The organism is Bradyrhizobium sp. sGM-13 (assembly GCF_018398875.1).
Lineage (GTDB): Bacteria > Pseudomonadota > Alphaproteobacteria > Rhizobiales > Xanthobacteraceae > Bradyrhizobium.
In genome coordinates this window covers 39,449-61,375 of sequence record NZ_JAGWDK010000029.1, presented here as the reverse complement: position 1 = coordinate 61,375, position 21,927 = coordinate 39,449, and the positions used below count along the sequence as shown (strand labels likewise).

Annotated in this window: 19 protein-coding genes; 9 read left to right on the top strand and 10 right to left on the bottom strand. The window is 63.5% G+C overall.

Features of this window, described 5'->3' with window-relative positions; translation table 11 throughout:
* Positions 1–44: 44 nt before the first annotated feature.
* Positions 45–503 carry a response regulator gene (locus tag KJQ96_RS30900; protein WP_375293222.1) on the bottom strand — a complete coding sequence of 153 codons (459 nt, stop codon included), beginning with the start codon at positions 501–503 and terminating at the stop codon, positions 45–47.
* Between the two features lie 63 nt (positions 504–566).
* The gene (locus tag KJQ96_RS30895; protein WP_213290134.1) at positions 567–1,286 is read right to left on the bottom strand and encodes a GntR family transcriptional regulator; all 720 of its coding nucleotides are present in this window, start codon (positions 1,284–1,286) and stop codon (positions 567–569) included.
* Between the two features lie 148 nt (positions 1,287–1,434).
* Between KJQ96_RS30895 and KJQ96_RS30890 the strand changes: the two genes are divergently transcribed.
* The 6 genes from KJQ96_RS30890 to KJQ96_RS30865 all read left to right on the top strand — a co-directional run bounded on the left by KJQ96_RS30890 (position 1,435) and on the right by KJQ96_RS30865 (position 7,842).
* A complete protein-coding gene (locus KJQ96_RS30890) occupies positions 1,435–2,403 on the top strand; it encodes an ABC transporter substrate-binding protein (RefSeq protein ID WP_249734731.1) in 969 nt (322 codons plus the stop codon).
* Positions 2,404–2,408: 5 nt separating this feature from the next.
* On the top strand, positions 2,409–3,173 hold the full coding sequence (locus KJQ96_RS30885) for an ABC transporter ATP-binding protein (protein WP_028351562.1): 765 nt from the start codon (positions 2,409–2,411) through the stop codon (positions 3,171–3,173).
* Positions 3,174–3,185: 12 nt separating this feature from the next.
* Positions 3,186–4,049, top strand: coding sequence for an ABC transporter permease (locus tag KJQ96_RS30880; RefSeq protein ID WP_213290133.1), 864 nt, complete (start codon positions 3,186–3,188; stop codon positions 4,047–4,049).
* Positions 4,046–5,782 (top strand): L-arabinonate dehydratase, encoded by a 1,737-nt coding sequence (gene araD / locus KJQ96_RS30875; RefSeq protein ID WP_213290132.1) that lies wholly within the window; start codon positions 4,046–4,048, stop codon positions 5,780–5,782. Before KJQ96_RS30880 ends, araD begins: the two co-directional genes overlap by 4 nt.
* A gap of 141 nt (positions 5,783–5,923) precedes the next feature.
* Positions 5,924–7,012 carry an SMP-30/gluconolactonase/LRE family protein gene (locus KJQ96_RS30870; RefSeq protein ID WP_213290131.1) on the top strand — a complete coding sequence of 363 codons (1,089 nt, stop codon included), beginning with the start codon at positions 5,924–5,926 and terminating at the stop codon, positions 7,010–7,012.
* A 110-nt stretch (positions 7,013–7,122) separates the two neighbouring features.
* Positions 7,123–7,842 carry a ribonuclease activity regulator RraA gene (locus tag KJQ96_RS30865; protein WP_213290130.1) on the top strand — a complete coding sequence of 240 codons (720 nt, stop codon included), beginning with the start codon at positions 7,123–7,125 and terminating at the stop codon, positions 7,840–7,842.
* A gap of 223 nt (positions 7,843–8,065) precedes the next feature.
* Here the strand turns inward: KJQ96_RS30865 and KJQ96_RS30860 are convergent, their stop codons facing one another.
* From KJQ96_RS30860 to KJQ96_RS30840, 5 genes are all read right to left on the bottom strand, one after another.
* Positions 8,066–10,183, bottom strand: a complete 2,118-nt coding sequence (locus KJQ96_RS30860) for a S9 family peptidase (protein WP_309142490.1) — start codon at positions 10,181–10,183, stop codon at positions 8,066–8,068.
* A 91-nt stretch (positions 10,184–10,274) separates the two neighbouring features.
* Positions 10,275–11,459, bottom strand: coding sequence for an alanine--glyoxylate aminotransferase family protein (locus KJQ96_RS30855; protein ID WP_213290128.1), 1,185 nt, complete (start codon positions 11,457–11,459; stop codon positions 10,275–10,277).
* A gap of 203 nt (positions 11,460–11,662) precedes the next feature.
* Complete coding sequence (locus KJQ96_RS30850; RefSeq protein WP_213290127.1) at positions 11,663–12,466, bottom strand: LssY C-terminal domain-containing protein; 804 nt, start codon at positions 12,464–12,466, stop codon at positions 11,663–11,665.
* A 77-nt stretch (positions 12,467–12,543) separates the two neighbouring features.
* Positions 12,544–13,275 carry a thermonuclease family protein gene (locus tag KJQ96_RS30845; RefSeq protein ID WP_213290126.1) on the bottom strand — a complete coding sequence of 244 codons (732 nt, stop codon included), beginning with the start codon at positions 13,273–13,275 and terminating at the stop codon, positions 12,544–12,546.
* A 229-nt stretch (positions 13,276–13,504) separates the two neighbouring features.
* Positions 13,505–15,241, bottom strand: a complete 1,737-nt coding sequence (locus KJQ96_RS30840) for a hypothetical protein (RefSeq protein WP_213290125.1) — start codon at positions 15,239–15,241, stop codon at positions 13,505–13,507.
* 416 nt (positions 15,242–15,657) lie between these two features.
* Between KJQ96_RS30840 and KJQ96_RS30835 the strand changes: the two genes are divergently transcribed.
* Complete coding sequence (locus tag KJQ96_RS30835) at positions 15,658–16,494, top strand: caspase family protein (RefSeq protein ID WP_213290124.1); 837 nt, start codon at positions 15,658–15,660, stop codon at positions 16,492–16,494.
* Between the two features lie 169 nt (positions 16,495–16,663).
* Here KJQ96_RS30835 and KJQ96_RS30830 read toward each other — a convergent pair whose 3' ends face one another.
* The 3 genes from KJQ96_RS30830 to KJQ96_RS30820 form a co-directional block, all read right to left on the bottom strand.
* Entirely contained in the window at positions 16,664–17,566 is a 903-nt protein-coding gene (locus tag KJQ96_RS30830) for an efflux RND transporter periplasmic adaptor subunit (protein ID WP_213290123.1), read from the bottom strand.
* A 71-nt stretch (positions 17,567–17,637) separates the two neighbouring features.
* On the bottom strand, positions 17,638–18,510 hold the full coding sequence (locus tag KJQ96_RS30825) for an alpha/beta fold hydrolase (protein ID WP_213290122.1): 873 nt from the start codon (positions 18,508–18,510) through the stop codon (positions 17,638–17,640).
* Positions 18,511–18,590: 80 nt separating this feature from the next.
* A complete protein-coding gene (locus KJQ96_RS30820) occupies positions 18,591–19,466 on the bottom strand; it encodes a class I SAM-dependent methyltransferase (RefSeq protein WP_213290121.1) in 876 nt (291 codons plus the stop codon).
* Positions 19,467–19,813: 347 nt separating this feature from the next.
* On the opposite strand from KJQ96_RS30820, the gene KJQ96_RS30815 reads away from it, so the two are divergent.
* Positions 19,814–21,394: a winged helix-turn-helix domain-containing protein gene (locus tag KJQ96_RS30815; RefSeq protein ID WP_213290120.1), complete on the top strand. Its 1,581-nt coding sequence runs from the start codon at positions 19,814–19,816 to the stop codon at positions 21,392–21,394.
* A 139-nt stretch (positions 21,395–21,533) separates the two neighbouring features.
* A complete protein-coding gene (locus tag KJQ96_RS30810; RefSeq protein WP_213290119.1) occupies positions 21,534–21,761 on the top strand; it encodes a tautomerase family protein in 228 nt (75 codons plus the stop codon).
* The last annotated feature ends 166 nt before the right edge of the window (positions 21,762–21,927 follow it).

Below are 21,927 nucleotides of genomic sequence, written 5' to 3'. Positions count from 1 at the left end.
CGCCCTCCCGCTCCAATCCAGCAATCCACCGGACGAATCGGATGCTATGGCGCATTACGGCGAGGACGCAACACTGCGGGGCGTGGCGGCGAGCCACGTTCGGCGGCTTCCGGGCAGCCCGTGACGGCGGCAAGAAGGTCGGCCGGCCGGAACGGCTTCTGCAGATTGCTGGCGAACCATCCGCATGGTTCAAGTCCGTCCATTCCAGGCATAAAAATGTCGAGGAACAGCAAATCGAAATCTCCGATCTGGCACAATGCCAAGCCCTGTCGCCTGTCACCGGCGGTGACTACATTATGCCCGGCGCGCTCCAGCAGCAGACGGATGATCACCTGGACCGCCACATCATCATCCACGACGAGTATCATCGCCAAATTAAAAGGTTCTCCGGGCCCCGCTGGAATCAAGTCACGGCAGGCTGCAAGTTTTGCCGAATCCGCGTATTGCCGCAACTGCTCCAGCGGTAGGAACGTTCCGGTTGGGCGGTCAAAAAGCCGGTGCAAAATGCCGGTGTCCGCATGTTGCCTGGCAGACAGATCCGGAACCCCGCGGAGATGCCGCAGTAGTTAGTTGCTGAGATATTCCGGATAGCGCGAGCGGATTTGGTCGAGTTCGCTCAGTGTTCCCGACAAATGGGCACGCAGGTGCTTCTGCGCCTCTTCGGGTTGGCCGGCCTCGATCGTTTTCGCAATCAGCTTGTGATGCCGCAGGATATCCTGCGCCTTGCCGGGGGAGGGCAGATGCAGCCGGCGCAGCCTGTCGATATGTCCGCTGCGGCTGCGCACCAGCGACCAGATGTCCTGCTTGTCGGTAGCTGCGTAGAGCTGGGCATGGAATTCGTTGTCGGCGGCCATGAATTTTTCGAAGTCGCCGGCTTTCGCGAATTGCTGTTGGCGGACGATGGTCGCATGGAGCTCGGCCGCGAAGGCTTCGTCATGGCGCATTGCCAGCATGCGGACAATTTCGAGCTCGACCGCCTGCCGCAGGAAATGCGCCTGCTGCGCCAGCCGCACGTCGACCCGGCTGACTACCGTGGCATATTGCGGAAAGACATCGACCAGCCCTTCCTCCTCGAGCCGCATCAGCGCATCGCGGATCGGTGTCGAACTCACCCCGAACTGTCCGGCCAGCGCAGCGCGCGATAGCGGCGATCCCGGCGGCAGCTCCAGCGAAATGATCATGCCGCGCAAGCGCTCGAACACCTGCGGCGCGGCCTGACGATCGCGATCGAGGCGATCGGCGGAGCGCGGCACAGGCCGGCGGGAAACGATCTGGGATGCAGCCATCGAACGAATCGGCCTCAGAAAGGCGCTTGCTTCAAATGCACTAATACATTAGTGCATTTCCTTCGAAGCGTCAATGAAACGCCGGAGGAGATGCACAATGAGAAACAGAATCTGGAGCGCCTGCGCGGGCGCCGTCGCGGCACTTGCCATGGTGCTGCCGGGCTCTCAGGCCGCGGCCCAGCAGAAAACGGAGATTTCGCTGTCGCGGCAGCCGGGCATTTTCTACATGCCCTCGCACATCATGGAAAAACACAAGCTGATCGAGAAGCACGCAGCTTCGCTCGGCGTGCCCGGCGTCACCACCAAGTGGATCAACTTAAGCGGCGGCGGCGCGCAGACCGACGCGCTATTGGCAGGCAGCGTCGACATCCTCAACACCGGGACCGGCAATCTGTTACTGCTGTGGGACCGCACCCGCGGCGGCGTCAAGGGCATCGTCGCCACCTCGGCGCAGCCGATGACGCTGATCAGCCGCGATCCGAATATCAAGTCGATCAAGGATTTTGGCCCGAACGACAAGATCGCCGTGCCGACGGTAAAGGTCTCGACGCAGGCGATCGTGCTGCAGATCGCGGCAAGTGAGACCTTCGGCGCCGACCAGTGGTCGAAGCTCGATGCCAACACGGTACAGCTCGGCCATCCCGACGCCTATGTGGCGATGACCAATGCCCAGCACGAGGTCCGCAATCATTTTGCGATCCCGCCGTTCACCTTCCTCGAACTGAAGAACGTCCCCGGTGCGCATGTTGTGCTGTCGTCGCCGGACGTGATGGGCGGGCCGCTCAGCCAGGCGCAGTTCTTCACCACGACCAAATTCGCCGACGCCAATCCGAAGATCGTGCAGGCGGTGCGCGACGCCACCAAGGAAGCGCAGGATTTGATCCGTAGCGATACCAAGGCCGCGGTTGAGATCTACAAGGAAGTCACCGGCGACAAGACCAGCGTCGAGGATTTGCTGGCATGGCTGAAAGAGCCCGGCATGATGGAATGGAACCTGCAGCCGCAGGGCACCATGAAGTTCGCCGCGCATCTCTTCAAGGTCGGTACGCTGAAGACCATGCCCAAGGCGTGGACCGATTATTACCTGCCGGTCGCGCATGACCTGAAGGGCAATTGATCGACATGGCCGCGCTTCTCGACGTCAGTGACGTAACACTGCGCTACAAGACCTCGAGCGCGGTCGTGACCGCGACCGAGCGGGTCAGCTTCACGGTCGATCGTTCCGATCGCTTCGTGCTGCTCGGTCCCTCCGGTTGCGGCAAATCGACCCTGTTGAAGGCGGTCGGCGGCTACATGAAGCCGAGCGAAGGCAAGATGCGGATCTCCGGCCGGGAAATATCCGAGCCCGGCGCCGACCGCATGATGATCTTCCAGGAGTTCGATCAGCTTCTGCCGTGGAAGACGGTGCTCGAAAACGTGATGTTTCCGCTGCTGATGACGCGGAAACTGCCGCGCAAGGAAGCGGAGATGCGGGCGCGGGCCTATATCGAAAAAGTCAGCCTCACCCGCGTCGTTGATGCCTATCCGCACACGCTGTCCGGCGGCATGAAGCAGCGCGTCGCGATCGCGCGCGGCATGGCGATGGAGCCGGATATTTTGCTGATGGACGAGCCGTTCGCAGCGCTTGATGCGCTGACGCGGCGCACCTGTCAGGACGAATTGCTGCAGCTTTGGGCGGAGACCAAATTCACCGTGCTGTTCGTCACCCATTCGATCGCTGAAGCGATCAAGATCGGCAACCGTATCCTGCTGCTGTCGCCGCATCCCGGCCGGGTCAAGGCCGAGGTGATTGACGTTGACAAGGTTTCCGGCGAGGACGGCAGCGCGGCGCGGTTGGAAAAGCAGATCCATGATCTCTTGTTCGCCGACGCTGTCACGGCACACTAAAGGGAGCGCGCGATGGGTGAGGCCAGAATTCTGCTGCGCGATGCCGCCGAACTGACGGCGGCGGTGCCGGCCGAGGTCGAGCGCAAGCTGACGGTGCTGGAGCTGTTGTGGAACGACGGCTTTGTGCGCAAGGCCGTGATCATCATCTTCCTCGCCGCGGCCTGGGAGACCTACGGCACCATCCTGAACAATCCGCTGCTGTTCCCGACCTTCCAAGACACCATCGTCACCATGTTCGACAAGGTGCGCGACGGCACCATTCCCTTGCGCGCCTGGGCGTCGCTGAAGGTGCTGTTCATGGGCTATGCCGCCGGCATTGCGCTGGCCGCCATCTTCACGATTCTCGCGATCTCAACCCGGATCGGCACGGATTTCCTCGAAACCATTACCGCGATGTTCAATCCCTTGCCGGCAATCGCGCTGTTGCCGCTGGCCCTGATCTGGTTCGGTCTCGGCAATGGCAGCCTCGTGTTCGTGCTGATCCATTCGGTGCTGTGGCCGGTCGCGCTCAACACCCATTCCGGCTTCAAGAGCGTCTCGAACACGCTGCGCATGGTCGGCCGCAATTACGGCCTGCGCGGATTGCCCTACGTGTTCCGCATCCTGATTCCCGCGGCCTTCGCCTCGATCCTGACGGGCCTGAAGATCGGCTGGGCGTTTGCCTGGCGCACGCTGATCGCCGCCGAACTGGTGTTCGGCGTGTCGTCGGGGCAGGGCGGCCTCGGCTGGTTCATTTTCGAGAACCGAAACTTGCTGGATATCCCCGCCGTGTTCGCCGGCCTGTTGACCGTGATCGTCATTGGCCTGATCGTGGAGAACCTGATCTTCCGCACGATCGAGCGCAACACCGTCCAGAAATGGGGTACGCAGTCATGAGCATCAAGAAGAACCCCGCTGACCTCCGCAGCGCGCGCTGGTTCGCGCCCGATGATCTCCGCGCTTTCGGCCACCGCTCGCGCGCCATGCAGATGGGCTACGCGCCGGAGGAATGGAGGGGCCGGCCTGTCATCGCGATCCTCAATACCTGGTCGGATGCGCAGCCCTGTCACATGCATTTCAAGAGCCGCGTCGACGACGTCAAGCGCGGCATCCTGATGGCCGGCGGCTTTCCGATGGAACTGCCGGCGCTGTCGCTGTCGGAATCGTTCCTGAAGCCGACCACCATGCTCTACCGCAACATGTTGGCGATGGATGCCGAGGAATTGCTGCGCGGCCACCCCGTCGACGGCGTGGTGCTGATGGGTGGCTGCGACAAGACCACGCCCGGCCTCCTGCTCGGCGCCACCAGCATGAACCTGCCGACGATCTATCTGCCGGCCGGGCCGATGCTGCGCGGCAACTGGAAGGGCAAGACACTGGGTTCGGGCTCGGATGCCTGGAAATACTGGGACGAGCGCCGTGCCGGAAAAATCTCCGACAAGGACTGGGTCGACGTCGAGGCCGGCATCGCCCGCAGCTACGGCACCTGCATGACGATGGGCACGGCGTCGACCATGACGGCGATTGCGGAATCGATCGGCATGACGCTGCTGGGCGCCTCCTCGATTCCCGCCGCCGATGCCGGCCACATCCGCATGGCCTCCGAATGCGGCCGCCGCATCGTCGAGATGGTGTGGGAGGACCTGACGCCGGAGAAGATTCAGACCCGAAAAGCCTTCGAGAACGCGATTACGGTCGCGATGGCGATGGGCTGTTCGACCAATGCGATCATCCACCTGATCGCGCAGGCGCGCCGTGCCGGCCAGGACATCGGGCTCGACGATTTCGAAAAAGCCAGCCGTAAGGTGCCTGTGATCGCCAATGTGCGGCCGAGCGGCGACAAATACCTGATGGAGGATTTCTTCTACGCCGGCGGCCTGCCGGGCCTGATGAGCCGCATCAAGCAGCATCTGCATCTCGACGTCGTCACCGTCACCGGCCAGACGCTCGGCGAGAACATCGCGCGCGCCGAAGTCTATAATGACGACGTTATCCGTAGCGTCGAGAATCCGATCTACAAGGAGGGCGCGCTTGCGGTGCTCAAGGGCAATCTCGCGCCTGATGGCTGCGTGATCAAGCCGAGTGCCTGTGAGCCGCGCTTCCTCAAGCACACCGGGCCCGCTTTGGTGTTCGACGACTATCCTTCGCTGAAGAAGGCGATCGAGGATCCCAATCTCGACGTCACGGCGGATCACGTGCTGATCCTGCGCAATGCCGGTCCGCAGGGAGGGCCGGGCATGCCGGAATGGGGCATGCTGCCGATCCCGACCAAACTGGTGAAGCAGGGCGTGCGCGACATGGTGCGGCTGTCGGATGCGCGCATGAGCGGCACCAGCTATGGCGCCTGCATCCTGCACGTCTCGCCGGAATCCTACATCGGCGGGCCGCTGGCGCTGGTGCGAACCGGCGACAAGATCACGCTCGACGTCAACGCCCGCACCATCAACCTTGATGTGCCGGAGGCGGAGCTCGCAATGCGCCGCGCCGAGTGGAAGGCGCCGGAGCCACGTTACGAGCGCGGCTATGGCTGGATGTTCACCCGCCACATCAAGCAGGCCAATGAAGGCTGCGACTTCGATTTTCTGGAAACCGGATTTGGGGCTCCGGTCGAGGAGCCGCCGATTTACTGACCGTCGTCGTTCCGAGATGGTCCGAAGGACCAGACCTCAGGTGCGCAATTGCGCACCGGGGAACCTCGAGATTCCGGGTTCGATGCTCCGCATCGCCCCGGAATGACGCCAAACAAGAAGCATCACAGGGGAGGACAACCGATGAACATCACCCGACGCAACCTGCTCGCAGGCGCCGGCGCCGCTGCCACGACGCTGCTCGCGCGCACCGCCCTCGCGCAATCATTCCCGTTCACGCCGAACCAGCGCTATCCCGATCCGGCGGTGCAAATCCTCGATCCGAGTTTTGCAAAGTACCGGATCTATTCCTCGACCATTGAGCAGGTCGCGACCGGCATGCGCTGGGCCGAAGGGCCGGCGTATTTTCCGGAAGGAGGCTATCTCCTGTTCTCCGATATCCCCAACAACCGCATCATGAAGTTCGACGAGAAGACCAACCAGACCTCGGTCTTCCGCGCCAATGCCAACTACGCCAACGGCAACGCGCGCGATCGTCAGGGCCGCCTCGTCACCTGCGAGCATTCGGTCACCCGCCGCGTCACCCGCACCGAGAAGGACGGCAAGATCGCCGTGCTGGCCGACAAGTTCGAGGGCAAGCGGCTGAACGCGCCGAACGACGTCGTGGTGAAATCCGACGACACCATCTGGTTCACCGATCCCTTGTTCGGCATCAACGGCGAGTGGGAAGGCAAGAAGGAAAAGCCCGAGCAGGCGACCACCAACGTCTATCGCCTGCCCAAGGACGGCAAGCTCACCGCCGTGATCACCGACATCGTCAATCCCAATGGCCTGGCGTTCTCGCCGGATGAGAAAAAGCTCTATGTCGTGGAATGGAAGGGCACGCCAAACCGCAGCATCTGGAGCTTTGACGTCAACGACGACGGCACGGTGGGCAACAAGACCAAGCTGATCGACGCCGCAGATCAGGGCGCGCTCGACGGTTTCCGCGTCGACCGCGACGGCAATTTGTGGTGCGGCTGGGGCTCCAACGGCGCGCTGCAGCCCGAGCCGACGGAGGTTGGCGGTCGCCGGGTGTATCAGCTCAAGGGCAAGCCGGAGGATCTCGACGGCGTGATGGTGTTCAGCCCCGCCGGCAAGCCGCTCGCCCACATCCGCCTGCCGGAGCGGTGCGCCAATCTCACCTTCGGCGGCCCGAAGAACAATCGCCTCTACATGACGAGCTGCCACTCGGTCTATGCGCTGTATGTGGAAGCGCACGGGGCGGTGTGAGCCACGATGTCGTTCCGGGGCGCGTGAAGCGCGAACCCGGAATCTCGAGATTCCGGATTCGCTCGCTGAGGCGAGTGCTCCGGAATGACGACCCAGAAAGCGAGAACACAATGACAAAACTGAGCGACGCCACCCGCAACAAACTCAAAACCGTTTCCACGGCCACCGTCGCCACCGCGCTATTCAACCGCGGCTTCCGCATCCAGATGATCCAGGATGTGCACCCCTTGGGCCCCGATCAACCGGTGCTGGTCGGTGAAGCCTTCACGCTGCGCTACATGCCGGCGCGCGAGGACCTCAACAAGATCGACGTGTTTCGCGACCGCAGCCACCCGCAGCGCAAGGCGATCGAGGATTGCCCGCCCGGCGCGGTGCTGGTGATGGACAGCCGCAAGGACGCCCGGGCCGCGTCCGCCGGCGCCATCCTGGTGACGCGGCTGATGCAGCGCGGCTGCGCCGGCGTTATCACCGATGGCGGCTTTCGGGACTCCGCCGAGATCGCAAAGCTCGGCTTCCCTGCTTATCACCACCGCCCGAGCGCGCCGACCAATCTCACGCTGCATCAGGCGATCGAGATCAACGTGCCGATCGGTTGCGGTGACGCGCCGGTGTTTCCGGGCGATGTTATTCTTGGCGATGCCGACGGCGTGATCGTGATCCCCGCGCATCTGGCCGACGAGATCGCCGACGAGACGGTCGAGATGACGGCGTTCGAGGATTTCGTCACCGAACAGGTCCAGAACGGCCGCGGCATTTTCGGGCTCTATCCGGCGACCGATCCGCAGACGCTGACCGATTTCGCCGAGTGGCGAAAGAAGAACGGGCGGTGACTTGCATTTCGCCCACCACCGTCGTCCCGGGCAAGCGACCTGTCCGCCGTAGCTCGAAGAGCGAAGGCGGAAGCGCGACCCGGGACCCATAACCACAGGCCGATGTTGTTATGGAGGTCGGCGACCACGGAGCGATACAGATAGATTCCGCGGTATGGGTCCCTGCGTTCGCAGGGACGACCAACCTTGATAGTTGCGCGTTAGGTCGTGGAGCGGATGCGGTTTACACCTCACCCTTCTCCGCCAGCCCCACCGCCCATAGCGCAAACGCATAGGCGATCGCGACTTCATCCAGCCGGTTGAACCGGCCCGACGCGCCGCCGTGGCCGGCGCCCATGTTGGTGCGCAGCAGCACCGGCCCGCCGCCGGTCATGGTCGCGCGCAACCGCGCGATCCATTTCGCCGGCTCCCAGTAGGTGACGCGCGGATCGGTCAGGCCGCCCATCGCAAGCACAGCGGGATATTCCTTCGCCGCGATATTGTCGTAGGGCGAGTACGACAAAATGGTGCGAAAATCCCTTTCGCTCTCGATCGGGTTGCCCCATTCCGGCCATTCCGGCGGCGTCAGCGGCAGCGTGTCGTCGAGCATGGTGTTGAGGACGTCGACGAACGGCACTTCGGCGACGATGCCGGCGAACAATTCGCCGGCCCGGTTGGCGCTAGCTCCCATCAGCATGCCGCCGGCGCTGCCGCCATGGCCGACGATGCGCTTGGCGCTGGTGTATTTTGCTTCGATCAAGGCGCGGCCAGCGGCAGCGAAATCATCGAACGAGTTCGTCTTCTTCTCGCGCTTGCCGTCGAGATACCAGCCCCAGCCTTTGTCCGCGCCGCCGCGGATATGCGCGATCGCATAGACAAAGCCGCGATCGACCAGCGACAGTCGGTTGGTTGAGAACGAGGCCGGCATTGCCATGCCGTAGGAGCCGTAGCCGTAGAGCAGCAGCGGCGCCTTGCCGTCGCGCACGAGGTCCTTGCGGTGCAGGATTGAGACCGGCACTAACGCGCCGTCATGCGACGTCGCCATGATCCGCGTGGTGACATAGTCAGCCGGGTCATGGCCTGACGGAATCTCCTGCCGCTTGCGCAAGACGCGCGTTCGCTTCGCCATGTCGTAGTCATAGACTTCCGACGGCGTCGTCATTGACGAATAGGAAAACCGCAGATTGGTTGTCTCGAATTCATAGCTGCCCATGGTGTCGAGCGAATACGCCGCCTCGTCAAAGGCGATGGCATGTTCCTCGCCGTTGCCGAGATCGCGGATAATGATCGCGGGCAGCGCATTGGCGCGCTCCAGCCGCACCATGTGGCCGGCATAGAGTTCGACATCGAGCACATAGATGCCGGCGCGGTGCGGAATCAAATCGCGCCAGTTGGCGCGCTCGGGCGAGGCGAGCGGCGCGGTCACGACCTTGAAGTCGATCGCGTCGTCCGCATTGGTTAGAATGAACAATTCTTCGCCGCGGTCGGCGATCGAATACTGCACGCCTTCCTCGCGTGCCGCCACCAGCCGCGGCGGCGCTTCGGGATTGGCGAGATCAATCAGCCGCTGTTCCGAGGTCTCATGATCGCCGCCGGCGATCACGCAGAAACGGCCGGAAGAGCTCTCGTGCAGATGGGTGAACCAGCCGGAATCCTTTTCTTCATAGACCAGCGTATCGTCGGCTTGCTTGGTGCCCATCCGGTGTCGCCACACCTGCATCGGGCGATGGTTGTCGTCGAGTTTGACATAGAAGAAGCTTTGGCAGTCCTTGCTCCAGACGATGCCGCCGTCGGTCTCCTCGACAAGATCGTCGCGGTCGATCCCCGTCTCCCAGTCGCGCACGCGGATCGAGAAATATTCCGAGCCTTTGGTGTCGGCGCTCCATGCGTGCAGTCGATGGTCAGGCGAATGCCGCGCGCCGCCGAACTTGAAATACTCATGGTCCTTGGCGAGGGCGTCGCCGTCGAGCACGATTCTTACCGCGCCGCCATCGCGCTGCGTGCGGCCGAACATTTCATGCTGCCCGCCCTCGCGGAATTTTCGCAAATAGGCAAACGGGCCGTCCGGCGACGGCACGCTGGAATCGTCTTCCTTGATCCGTCCGCGCATTTCCGCGACCAGTTTCTTCTGCAGGACGGCGGTGTGGCCGAGCAGGCTCTCGGTGTAATCGTTCTCGGCTTCCAGATATTTGCGGATGTCCGGATCGAGGATCGAGGGGTCGCGCAGCACTTCCTGCCATTTCGGGTCCTTCAGCCAGGCATAGTCGTCCTGCACGGTCATGCCGTGCGTGGTGAAAGTATGCGGCCGGCGCGGGGCGACCGGCGGCGAGAGGGCGGGCTTTCTGGCGGCGGCTTGTGTCACGCGGTCCTCGTCGGTCCTGAAAGGTACCGCCTTATATCGGGATGGGTGGCAAGATTGCCAGATGGATGCGCGTTCGCAGGGACGACAACTTTTACACCCCGACGTTCTCTCCGAGATACTCGATCGCGGCTTCGGTTCCGCCCTTGCCATGGGGAATGCCGAGCGCGTTGAGGCCGACCTCGACGACGCCGAGCGTGCCCAGGATCATCGGCGCATTCACATGACCCATATGGGCGATGCGGAAAGCTTGGCCGGACAAATCGCCGATGCCGGTGCCGAGCACCACGCCGCATTTTTCCTTGCAGTAGCGTTGCAGCGCGGCTGGATCGTGGCCGTTCATGGCCACCGTCGTCACGGTGTTCGAGCGCTCATTGGCCTCCGCGATGTTGAAGCCAATAACCTGGCCCTCGCTCCAGACCGCGACCGCGCGGCGCACGGCCTCGCCGAGCAAACGATGGCGCTGGAACGCGTTCTCCAGCCCTTCCGTCTGCAGCATATCGATCGCCTTGCGCAGCGCGAACAATAGATGCACCGGGGCAGTACCGGCATATTTGCGGTAATGCTCGCTGCCCTCGCGCTCGGTCCAGTCCCAATAGGGCGTGCGCAGGTTGGCCTTTTTGTGCACCTCGCGGGCGCGGTCGTTGGCGGCGACAAAGCCTAAGCCGGGCGGCGTCATCAGGCCCTTCTGCGAGCCGGACATCGCGACATCGATTCCCCATGCGTCCATCTCGAACGGCATGCAGCCGAGCGACGCCACGGTATCGACCATGAACAGCGCAGGATGCCCCGTCGATTTGATCGCCTTGCCGATCGCTTCGATGTCATTATAGGCGCCGGAAGCCGTATCGACCTGCACGGCGACAATCGCCTTGATGGTGTGGTCCTTGTCTTGCCGAAGCCGCGCCTCGACCTCACTCGCGCGAATCGCGCGGCGCCAGTCGCCCCTGAGCACCTCGACCTCGGCGCCCATCGCAGCCGCCGCCTGGCCCCAGCCGATCGCAAAGCGTCCGCTTTCCAGGACCAGCAGCTTGTCGCCACGCGACAACACGTTGGACAGCGTCGCTTCCCACGCGCCATGGCCGTTGGCGATGTAGATGTAGGATTTGCCTTTGGTGGCGAACAGCTTTGAGAGATCGGCGAGCAGGCTTTCGGTCAGCTGCACCATCTGGTCGGAATAGATGTCGAGCGCCGGGCGATGCATCGCCTGGAGCACTTCGTCGGGCATGGTAGTAGGTCCCGGGATGGCCAGAAATTCCCGGCCCGCGCGAACGGTCATTTTTTGGTTTTCCTTAATTGTAGAACGTCAGGGGAGCGGCATCGGTCGAAGGTCGGCATAATATTGGATTGGGGTCGTCATTGCGAGCCACCGGGTCGCACAAAAATGTGCGCCCCGATGACAGGCTTCCGCGAAGCAATCCATTCTGCAATTTGATGAGAAGTGAATTGCTCTCATTGCTCCGCTCCTCACAATCACGCAGGTCATTTCCCCACCGCATTCGCGATCGCGCGCCAGATCTGATCCTTGAGCTCGGTCGCCGGCGGGCTCGGGATCGTCACCGCGGGTCCTTCGCGCTTCTTGCAGGCCTCGACCAGCCGCAGCACCCAGATTTCGCCGTCGGTGTAATAGGCGTCGCCGCCGCCGTTCCGCCCAGCGATCGTGGGGCCGATGCCGGTGACCTGGTATTTCGCGTCCACCATGCCGGCATTTTCCAGGTCAGTCGCAAGCAGCGCGCGCTCGGCATCGAGATCGGGCGAGATGTGGTGCGTGACGGCGGCGGTGTATCGGCTGACGCCGACCCCGCGATCCTCCGTCGCTGCTCCCAGCCAGACCGGGCGCTTCTCCTCGCCGCTTTCCAGCACCTTCCAGTAGCGCACATGGTTGCGGCGGTCGGCACTGGTGCCGATCGGCTTTTCATAGGCGAGATCCTCGCGGCGGCCGAGGTAATAGAGGTTGCTCACCGGCGCCTCCTTGTAGGGGCGATCGAGCAGCACGCTGCCGATGATCTCGATCGAGGATTTCAGCGTAATCCGGTCGGCCGGATACCAGCCCGCAGCATGCATGGCGCAGACCACATCGCGCTGGTCTCCGATCAGCCCGACATTCATGGGATCGCCGGGAATGCCCTGCGCGGTGCGCGTCACCATCGGCATGGTGCTCAGCCCGCGCTGATGCTCGTAATGCGTCCAGAAGCCCGGCAGCACCAGATAGGCGAGCAGGCCGTAACCGCCGAGGATGACGAGTGCGAGCAACATTGCCCGCCGCAAGCCGCGTCGTTGCCGCATTCGTTTTTCGATGCGCTGATCGGACACCGTAGATGCCGCTCCCTCTCCCCGCAAACGGGCGAGGTTAACTACAACCACTACCGCCGTGTCTCGCGACAACCGGCGGCTTCGGCTTCCTCGACCGAGCAGAACCAGCGCGTGCCTTTTGAGATCTTCATTTCGATCTTCGCATACCAGCGGCTTGTCGGCTGGTGATAGATGCACTCACCGGCGCGATTGACGTTGCCCTTGATGGTGCAGTCGGGCGAGGGCGCCACCGGTCCGGATGCCGAGGCCAAGAGAACCGCCCGCGCATTCTCCGGCGGCTGGACCGCGCCGAGAACGGCGGTTTTCTTGTTGCGGATGCGCCAATCCCATGGCGCGATGAACGCGCCCTGCCACATTCCAGCCTTGGCCTCGCGCGCGGCCTTCTCGTCTGCCTCGTAGTCGCGCGAGAGCCGCGTCTGCGCCAGCGCCCAGCCGTTCGACACCAGCCATTTCTGGATGTCCTCACCGTCGGCCTCGCAGCGCGCCACCGTGCGGCCGCGGCGATCCGCCACCGCCCGTGTACGACAGGTCCAGCTCTTGGCCCCGAAACGCTTGATCAACTCGTCGCGCGCGGCGGCGCCGCAGGTCCAGCGCTCAGCCCTCGTGTTGAGGCAGAGCTGATCGACGGCAGGCGCGTCGATGCCGCCGAGGCGAATGCGATGGTTGCCGATCTGGAGCTGATCGCCCTCGCGGATTTTTGGAATGCCGGTGATGTCGGCCGCGTGTGAGGTGGCGGGCAGTGACAGCAGCAGGAACGCAGAAAGCAACGTCCGTAATTTCATCGGCAATCCCGGTGGCAAAATGATGCGGATTGTGCGGACAATGGAGCTGTCTTGCCAGAGCGGGGGTGTCGCACCGCTTTCAATTTCCCGTCATACGAATGGTCATTCCGGAGCGATGCGAAGCATCGAACTACGGGGCGCCCTCGCGCCCCTGAGAATCTCGAGATTCCCCGGTGCGCAATTGCGCACCTGAGGTCTGGTCCTTCAGACCATCCCGGAATGACGGCGGTTACGTCGAAGCCCCCTTCGTCATCGCCCTCCGCGCCAACGACAGGCCCATCAACACGAACGCCGACGTTACTTCGGGCCCGCCGACCAGAATCCGCGTCGGCGTCTTCATCTTGTTCCACTCGTACGCCCGGTACGGCCCGTGCCGGCCGCCCTCGCCGAGACTTGCGACAATGCAGTGCAGCGCCGGCGCGAATGTCGAGACGTCGGCGCCGAGATGTGCCAGCGCCATCAGCGCCAGCGCGGCGTCGAACGGGTTCATCTCGCGCGCGATCAGTTCACCCTCGACATAGGCCAGCACCTTCTCGCGGATCAACGCGAACGTGCCGTCCGGATCGATTGCCTGCCGCGCCGGCTCGGGCAATGCCATGAACGCGGCATGGCAGCGGCCGAAATAGGCGGAGTAGAGTTCCGGCAGGTAATAGATGTGCGAGCGAGGATTCTTGAACGCGCCGCTTTCGGCGAGCCGCCGCTGGAAGCCCAGGATGCGATGCACCGTCTCGAGCCGCTGCGGTGTCTCCAAAACCTTCCAGCGCTTGAGATTGCGGAAAGAGACTTCGAGAATGTCGAGGTTGAGGGTGGGATCGAGATCGTTGCCATAGGGCCGGTCACCCGCGAGATTATCGATCCAGGTGACGACGCCGCCCTCGTAATCGATATTGTCGTTCAAGGGCACAGTGACGCGCGGCTCGTTGGCGCCCTCGCGCACCTGGTAGCCGCGGTAGAAGTCGAGCAACGGCTGGTCGAGGATCGGATCGGTGCGGCCGGCCTGTGTGGCGGCCGAGAACGAGCACGCCGTGGTGTCGCAGTCCGGCACGTAGATGCCGAAGCCCAAATCCTGCTTGATCTGCGAGAAGAATTTTGAAAAGCGCGGATGCGGCAGCGGCGCCAGGGCCGTGATCACGTTCACGGTGGGGCCGTCATGCGCGGGCACTTCCTCGGCTGACGTCTTGAGACAGAAATCGACCATCTCCGAAATCGCGCGCCTTGAGGCCGCGGCCTCGTCCGAAGATGCCAGCCCGGTCTCGACGTAACTGAGCAGCGCCTCGGTGAAGAAGGCGTCGTAATAGGCCGAGCGGTGGCGGATCTGCATCGGCTGCCACATCGGCTCGGCAATCCCTCGCCAGGGCGGGTTGATCAGCGCGCGCGCCGGCGAATGCGCGATGAAGATCCGCGCCAGGCTGAACAAGAGCGTCGAGTTCTTGTAGCCGCGCGAGTTCAGCCCGGTCAGCGCCATCAGCATCTCGCGCCCGCCCATGTCGGCGTCGCCGATCAGGTTGAAGGCGGCATAGGTCGGGATGAAGCCGTTTTTGGCGAATGAGCCGAGCAGATGCGCGCCGCAGCGGCGGATCACCCGGTCGATTTCACGTCGCCCGGGCGGACGGCCTGGTGCCGCCACCGGCCCGGGGGCGGGGTGGCGGACATTAATATCGGCCATCAGCTCGGCGATCGGCTGCCCCACCGCGGCCCAGTCCGGCTCGGCATCGTCGCGCGCCCGTCGCAGCGCCTCCTGCAGGGCGCCCAGCCTCTTCTGGTCGCGCAAGGCCGGGTGCCCGGTTCGCCGCAACAGCGGCCGCAGCGCCGGGTTGCCCAGCGCCGTGCGATAGAATTTCCCCAGATGGAGGTCGCCGCCGCGGTATTTCAGCAGCACGGGGTCGCAGACGTCGTAGAGCGACGGGCCGTCTTTTCGCGCAGTCAGCGCCCGAAATGCGGCGCCGGCGATGGTAGAAAAGCCCATGCAGTTTCTTTCCGCCGGAACGGTGAAGGGGAGGGCCACGTTGAGCACGATCCGTAAAACCCCGGTAGTCCCGGGGCTTCTGTTACGGCTCGATGGGGAGTCCACGCAGCCACCGCCGGCCGGATGGGCCTGCAAGCCCTTGAGAACTAACCAAATCCGGAAGGGAACACAATGTGATATGGGTCACTTAACTGGTGTTAACCCTCCTCTTATAGTCGGCTGCAATTGGTTCCATGCATCGAATGAGGTTGTCCGGAAGGGCCCGACAGGCTAAAAGACCGTTGTTGCGGTGCCGCAAATTGAGCGCAATTAGACGGCACACACCCGGCAACCCCATCAAACCTGAACGGTCCGCACGCGACTAACTGGCGCGATCTTGCTTGGCGCTATGGACAAACTTGGGAATGGAAACGCGAATGAACCTTGGTCAGCTCTGCATTTCCCGCCGCACCGTCACCATTGCCGTTGCCTTTATCGGCCTGGTGTCGCTGGCGATCGGCGCCCATGCCGCGCTGAACAAGCGTTCGCTGGACGCCGCCAAGGCGATCGGCACCGAGCAGACCGGCGCGATCGGCACGTCCAACCGCGTCGCCCTGGTGATCGGCAACGGCCATTATCCGGATGCCGCAGCGCCGCTGTCCCAGCCGATCAACGATGCCCGCGGCCTCACGGCTGCATTGCGGGCCAAGGGTTTTGATGTCGACGTGGTCGAAGACGCCACCAAGGACGACATGGCTCGCGCCGTCGCCCGCCTGAAAGACAAGATCAAGCCGGACACGGTCGCGATGCTGTTCTTCGGCGGCTATGGCGTCCAGGTCGGCCGCGAGAGCTTTATGATCCCGGTCGACGCCGCGATCTGGAAGGAAGCCGACGTCCGCCGCGACGGCGTCAGCATCGAGCAGGTGCTTGATACGATGACCGAGAAGGGCGCCAGCGCCAAGCTCGTCGTCGTCGATGCCTCCCGCCGCAATCCTTACGAGCGCCGCTTCCGCTCCTATTCCCATGGGCTGGCCCCGATCTCCACGCCGGAGAACGCGCTGATCCTGACCTCGGCTACGCCGGGCAAGGTCGCCGACGACGGCAAGGGCCAGTACAGCGTGCTGGTCACCGAGCTGCTCAACAACCTGAATTCGCAGTCCGGCGTTGCCAGCGCCTTCAACAAGACCCGCATCTCCATCTCCCGCGCCTCCGACGGCGAGCAGGTGCCCCAGGTATCGTCGTCCTTGCTGGAAGACGTCCGCCTCGGCGGATAAGCGGGCCCAACCGTTATCTCTCAACGCGTCGTCCCTGCGAACGCAGGGACCTATACGCCGCGGCCTGCGGAAATGGCACACGGCGAGATGGGCTTTGCTTCAACAATGTAAGCTGGTGGTTATGGGCCCCTGCGTTCGCAAGGGCGACGGCAACAGTTTGCCCGCCCACCTACTTCGCGTCGGCGCTCGCCGTCACCGCCCGCACCGGATCGCCTTCGCGCAAGAGCGCGCCGGCGCGCGCCACCACGATGTCACCTTCTTGCAGGCCCGAGGTGATCTCGACCTGGCCGGCCGACATCAGCCCGGTTTCCACCCGCCGCGTTTCGACGCGGGCGCGCCGCACCACCTGCACCACGGTGCCGGCAGTGCCATAGAGGATCGCGGTCAGCGGCACGGCGACGCCGCAGCTCTGCCCGGTCCTGATCTGCGCGCGGCCACTTGAATTGACGAGCAGCCGCCGCGGAGTGGTGACGCCGACGAACACCTGCGCGAGCTGGCTGTTCGGCTCCACCGTGGTCGACAGCCGCCGCACCCGCCCGTCGACCTCGCCGGCGCCGATCACCTTGATCCGCGCGGTCTGGTTTACCTGCAGTTTGGCGATATCGCGCGTCGGTACCATGCCGACCAGGTCGAACTCGCCGCGCGCGATGATCGAGAACAACGCCTCGCCCTTGCTGCCCGTGGCCGGCCCGCCGACGCTGGCATTCGAGGCCGAGATCACGCCCGCCACCGGCGCCTGCACCGTGATCTGCCCGCCCTCCGGCAAATTCAGCCGCGCCAGCACCTGCCCTGCGGTGACGCTGTCGCCCGCATCCACCATCACCTCGGCCACCTTCAGCCCCATCCGCTCGGGCCGCACCTGCGTCTCCTCGCGCGCAATGATGGTGCCGGACACCTCGACGATATTGGCAAAGCAGGATTTCGCCGCCTTGAGCACGGTGACCGCAGCGCCCTTGGGTGCGGCGGGGTCGGGGTCGTCGGCGGCGAGGGGGGAGGAGGAAAGGCAGATCAAGCCTGCGGCAATCAGGGAGGCCAGCGTCAGTGAAAGGCCGCGCGCGTGGAAGATGGTCATCTGCGTTTCGTTCCCGGTTTCGGCCTTAACCGATACCAGAAGGCCGGCGGGAGAGCCAAGCGCCAAGAATGTCATCCCTCCGCCCGGCTGCCGGCCTCCGCCAGCGCCGTTTCGAGCGCCAGCGGAACGCCGGCCAGTTCGTCCGCGCGGGCGATATGCCTCGCGATCGCGGGATTGACGGATGACGCGTGCGTCAGCGGGAGCATATGGCCGGCGGCCGGCAAATGCCGGATCTCGGCGCAGTCCATGATCGCGCCGAGCCGCTGCACGATGCGTTGGGTGAGATAGGGCGACAACCCTCCCGAAAACAATAGCGTCGGCACGCGAAGCGAGGCCGCCGCGGTGGCGACGTTCTGTTCGGCGAACGCCGCCGTGAAATCGAACGCAAGCTTGTCGGCACGCTCGATCATGCGCAGGCGCGCGCTGGCCGGTAGCGGATCCTGCGGACCGGACCCGTTCCAGAACTCAACGAACTTGTCGATTGCCTCCAGCACCGATCCATTCCAGAGGTCCTCGGAAACCTCACGCGCGACCTCTGCGAAACGCGCGTGCAGCCGCCGGTCTGCGTCACTCTCGCACAGCAGTGTCGGTAGCACCGGCTCGATCAGCGTCAGGCTGCGCAGGCGATGCGCGAACGGGGAGCAGGTCGCGATCTTGAACGCAATCGCGCCGCCGTAGGAATGGCCGACGAGATGGATGGGGCCGTCCGCATCGTGGAGCTGGCCGCTCAGGCATCGAACTTCCTCTGCGAGCGTCAGCGGCAGATCCGCCGCACAGCCGCCATTGGCGCCATAACCCGCCTTGTCAGGGGCGAAGAATGGATGCTCGCTCCCGAGTTCATCGGCGAGCGTCTTCCATTGGCGGCCTGAACCCAGCGAGCAATGCAGCGCCACGACACAAGCCTTTTCGCGATATGCGCGCGAGATTTCAATCACATTGGTCATCGAAATGCTCCTGATTTTTATGCGGGGTGCCACCGACGGAGCCACGCCGATGGCTCCGGTGAAGTCTTCGGCGCGACGTTTCACCACTTGGTGATGACGACCTCGAGATATTCGCTGGGAACGACCATTGTGCTGTCGCCGGAGCGGTTCATGCGAACGATCAGGGCATACAGGTCGTTATGCAGCTCTTCCTGTTTCGCCGGCTCGAGGGCTGCGAACGCTTTGAGCACCGGGCCGTAATACGTCTTGAACACGTCGAGGAAGTGCGACGGCGAGCGATAGCGAAACTTGAACAAGCGCGATTCCGCTCTGATCGAGCGCGCGCCCGCGTCGAACATTTCGGTCAGCCGTGCGCTCGTTCCCCACAGCGCGGGCGATTTGACCCCAGCGGGCGGCGGCAGATATTTGCCGAGCGTCCTGAAGACTTGTCCGATAAAGCCGTCCGGCGTCCAGTTCGCCAAGCCGATCCGGCCCTTGGGTTTGCAGACCCGCATCAGCTCGGCGGCCGCGCGGTCCTGGTTCGGTGTGAACATGACGCCGAAGGTGGAGAGCACCGTGTCAAAACTGTTATCATCGAACGGCAGGTTTTCCGCATCAGCTTCCCTGAATTCGATTGACATGCCTTCCGCCGCGGCGCGCGCCCGACCGCGCTCCAGCAACGCCGGCACATAGTCGGTCGAGGTGACGTCGCACCACCGCCGAGCCGCAGCAAGGCTCGCCATGCCGTTGCCGGCGGCGACATCGAGCACCTTTGAGCCGGCCTTGAGATCGAGCGCCTCGCAGAGTTCTTCGCCGACGATCTGCAGCGTCGAGCCGACAATGGCGTAATTGCCTGACGACCATGCGGCTTGTTGACGCGTCTTGAGGGCTGCAAGGTCGGGGGCAGGTTGGGCGGAATCGGCTTTGGCAGAATCGGCTTGGGTACGGGTCGCTGCGATCGCGCTCTGGGCGGCCATCGATGTCTCCTTTTGGGATGCTGCGGCCACGGAAGAGGGCCGCGATGAACCAAACATGGCCTTGGGCGGACCTAAAGACTGTGATGCGGGGCTGATTTTGCCTTGAGGGGACCCTGATTTTTCAATGAGATGCCTGTTTCTGTGAAGTTTTTCACAGGGTCCCGCCGGGAAATTCGCTCTACCTCTTCCGGGAGCATGATCCGGAAAAGTGGATACCGGTTTTCCCTCGGGACAAACGCGGAGCGTTTGCCCGGAGATCATGCTCAAACAAGAAGTGCGGGACAAAGTGACCGGAAATTTACGTGCCGATCAGAAATGACTTATGACGATTTAACCGGGATGAAGCCGTGCAATTTCACTTTTCCAACCATGTCCTCGATGTCGACCTTCGCGAGCTGACGCGCGGCGGCCAGAGCGTGGCGGTCGAGCCGCAGGTGTTCGATCTATTGGTTCATCTGATCGAAAACCGCGACCGCGTCGTCACCAAGGACGATCTGATCGAGAAGGTGTGGGATGGCCGCATCATCTCCGAATCCACGCTGACGAGCCGGATCAACGCCGCGCGCAAGGCAGTCGGCGACAGCGGCAAGGATCAAATCATGATCCGCACGCTCGCGCGAAAGGGTTTTCGTTTCGTCGGCGACGTGCAGCCGAAAGCAGCGAACGGCCGCGAAGTGCGTGCTGCTGCGCCCCAGCCGCTCGACCTCACCGGCGAACCGTTGCACCCGCCCCTTCCGGCGCTCGATCGCACCGCGATTGCAGTGCTGCCGTTTGCCAATCTCTCTGGCGAGCCGGAGCAGGAGTATTTTTCGGAAGGCATCAGCGAGGACATCATCACCGCGCTGTCGAAGCTGCGCTGGTTCTATGTGATCGCGCGGAATTCCTCGTTCATCTACCGGGGGAAATCCGTCCACCACCAGCAGATCGGCGAGGAGCTCGGCGTCGGCTATGTCGTCGAAGGCAGCGTGCGCAAGGACGGCGACCATGTGCGCATCACGGCCCAGCTCGTCGACGTGGCGAGCGGCAGTCACCTCTGGGCGGAGCGCTACGACCGCAATCTCGCCGACGTGTTTGCCGTGCAGGACGAAATCACGCAGGCAGTCGTCGCGGCGATCGAGCCGCAACTCTACGCTGCCGAGGATTTCCGGGCCCGGCGCAAGGCGCCTGACAACATGGATGCCTGGGATCTGGTGATGCGGGCGCTATCGCATTACTGGCGCGTGACGCGGCAGGACAATCTGGTCGCGCAGGCGCTCTTGGAAAAGGCGATCAGTGTCGATCCTTCATACGGCCAGGCGCTCAGCCTGCTGGCTGCCTGCCATACGTTCGGCGCCCATATGGGCTGGCAGGATATGTCCTTGGCCGTACCAACGGCGGAGCGCGCGGCGCTGGCGGCGATCCGGGCCGACAGTGAGGACGCGTGGGCGCATTATGCGCTGGCCAGTGTCTATCTGTTCAACCGGCGCTTCGATGATTGTATCGCCGAATTCGAGCTGGCGCTGCGGCTCAATCCGAATTTTTCGCCCGCGCGCGGCATCTATGGTGTTGCGCTGTCCTATCGCGGGCGCTGGGAAGACGGTGATCGCGCGGCGCGCGAGGCGCTGAAACTCTCACCCCGCGATCCCTTTGCCGCGATCTATTGCGGCGTCGCTGCCTATTGCCAGTATGTCGGCAAAAATTACGCAGAGGCGATCCGCCTGTCGCGTGAAGCGCTGCGGCAGCGCGCCGACTTCGTCGGCGCCCACCGCGTGCTGACGGCCTCCCTCGGCATGGCCGGCGACACTGACGCCGCCAAAGCAGCCGTCGAGGGCCTCCGCGGCGCCCAGCCCAACTTCTCGCTCGCTTGGCTGGCCAGCGGACTGCCGTTCGAGCACGAGGCTGACAAGGCGCATTATCTGGAAGGGTTTCGGCGCGCGGGCCTGCGATAATTGAGATCTGCATAGCTTCGCGGCGATATCTCAAGAGAGTCTGGACGGTAAATCAGAGCGGTCTGAAAGCCTTGGCCGGTCGTAACGGGCATGTTGACGCTGCCCTCGCTGCCGCGAGGCAAGCATCAAGGAGAACTGCATGCCATTGATAGAGGTTCACCTCATCGAGAACGTGTTCAATTCCGAGCAGAAGAGCCAGATGATCAGGAAGCTTACGGACGCCATGGTGGCGATCGAAGGCGAGAACATGCGCGGCGTTACCTGGGTCAAGATTTCCGAAGTCGCGAGCGGCGATTGGGGCGTCGGTGGTCAGCCGCTGACCACCGAAGCCGTCAAGGATCTCGCGGCCGGACGAAAGGTGGCCTGACGAGCTTCGTCTTGCATCACCGGCGGGCTGGCCCTGCCGGCGGTGCGGTTCATCGTTCCCTCATTTTAGATCCTTGATCCAGTCGGGTCCGGTGCTCGTCGCGCCTTCAGGCGTACGTACCGAAGCCTGCTGACACCATGCTGGCAGCAGGCCTTCGATAGAAGGG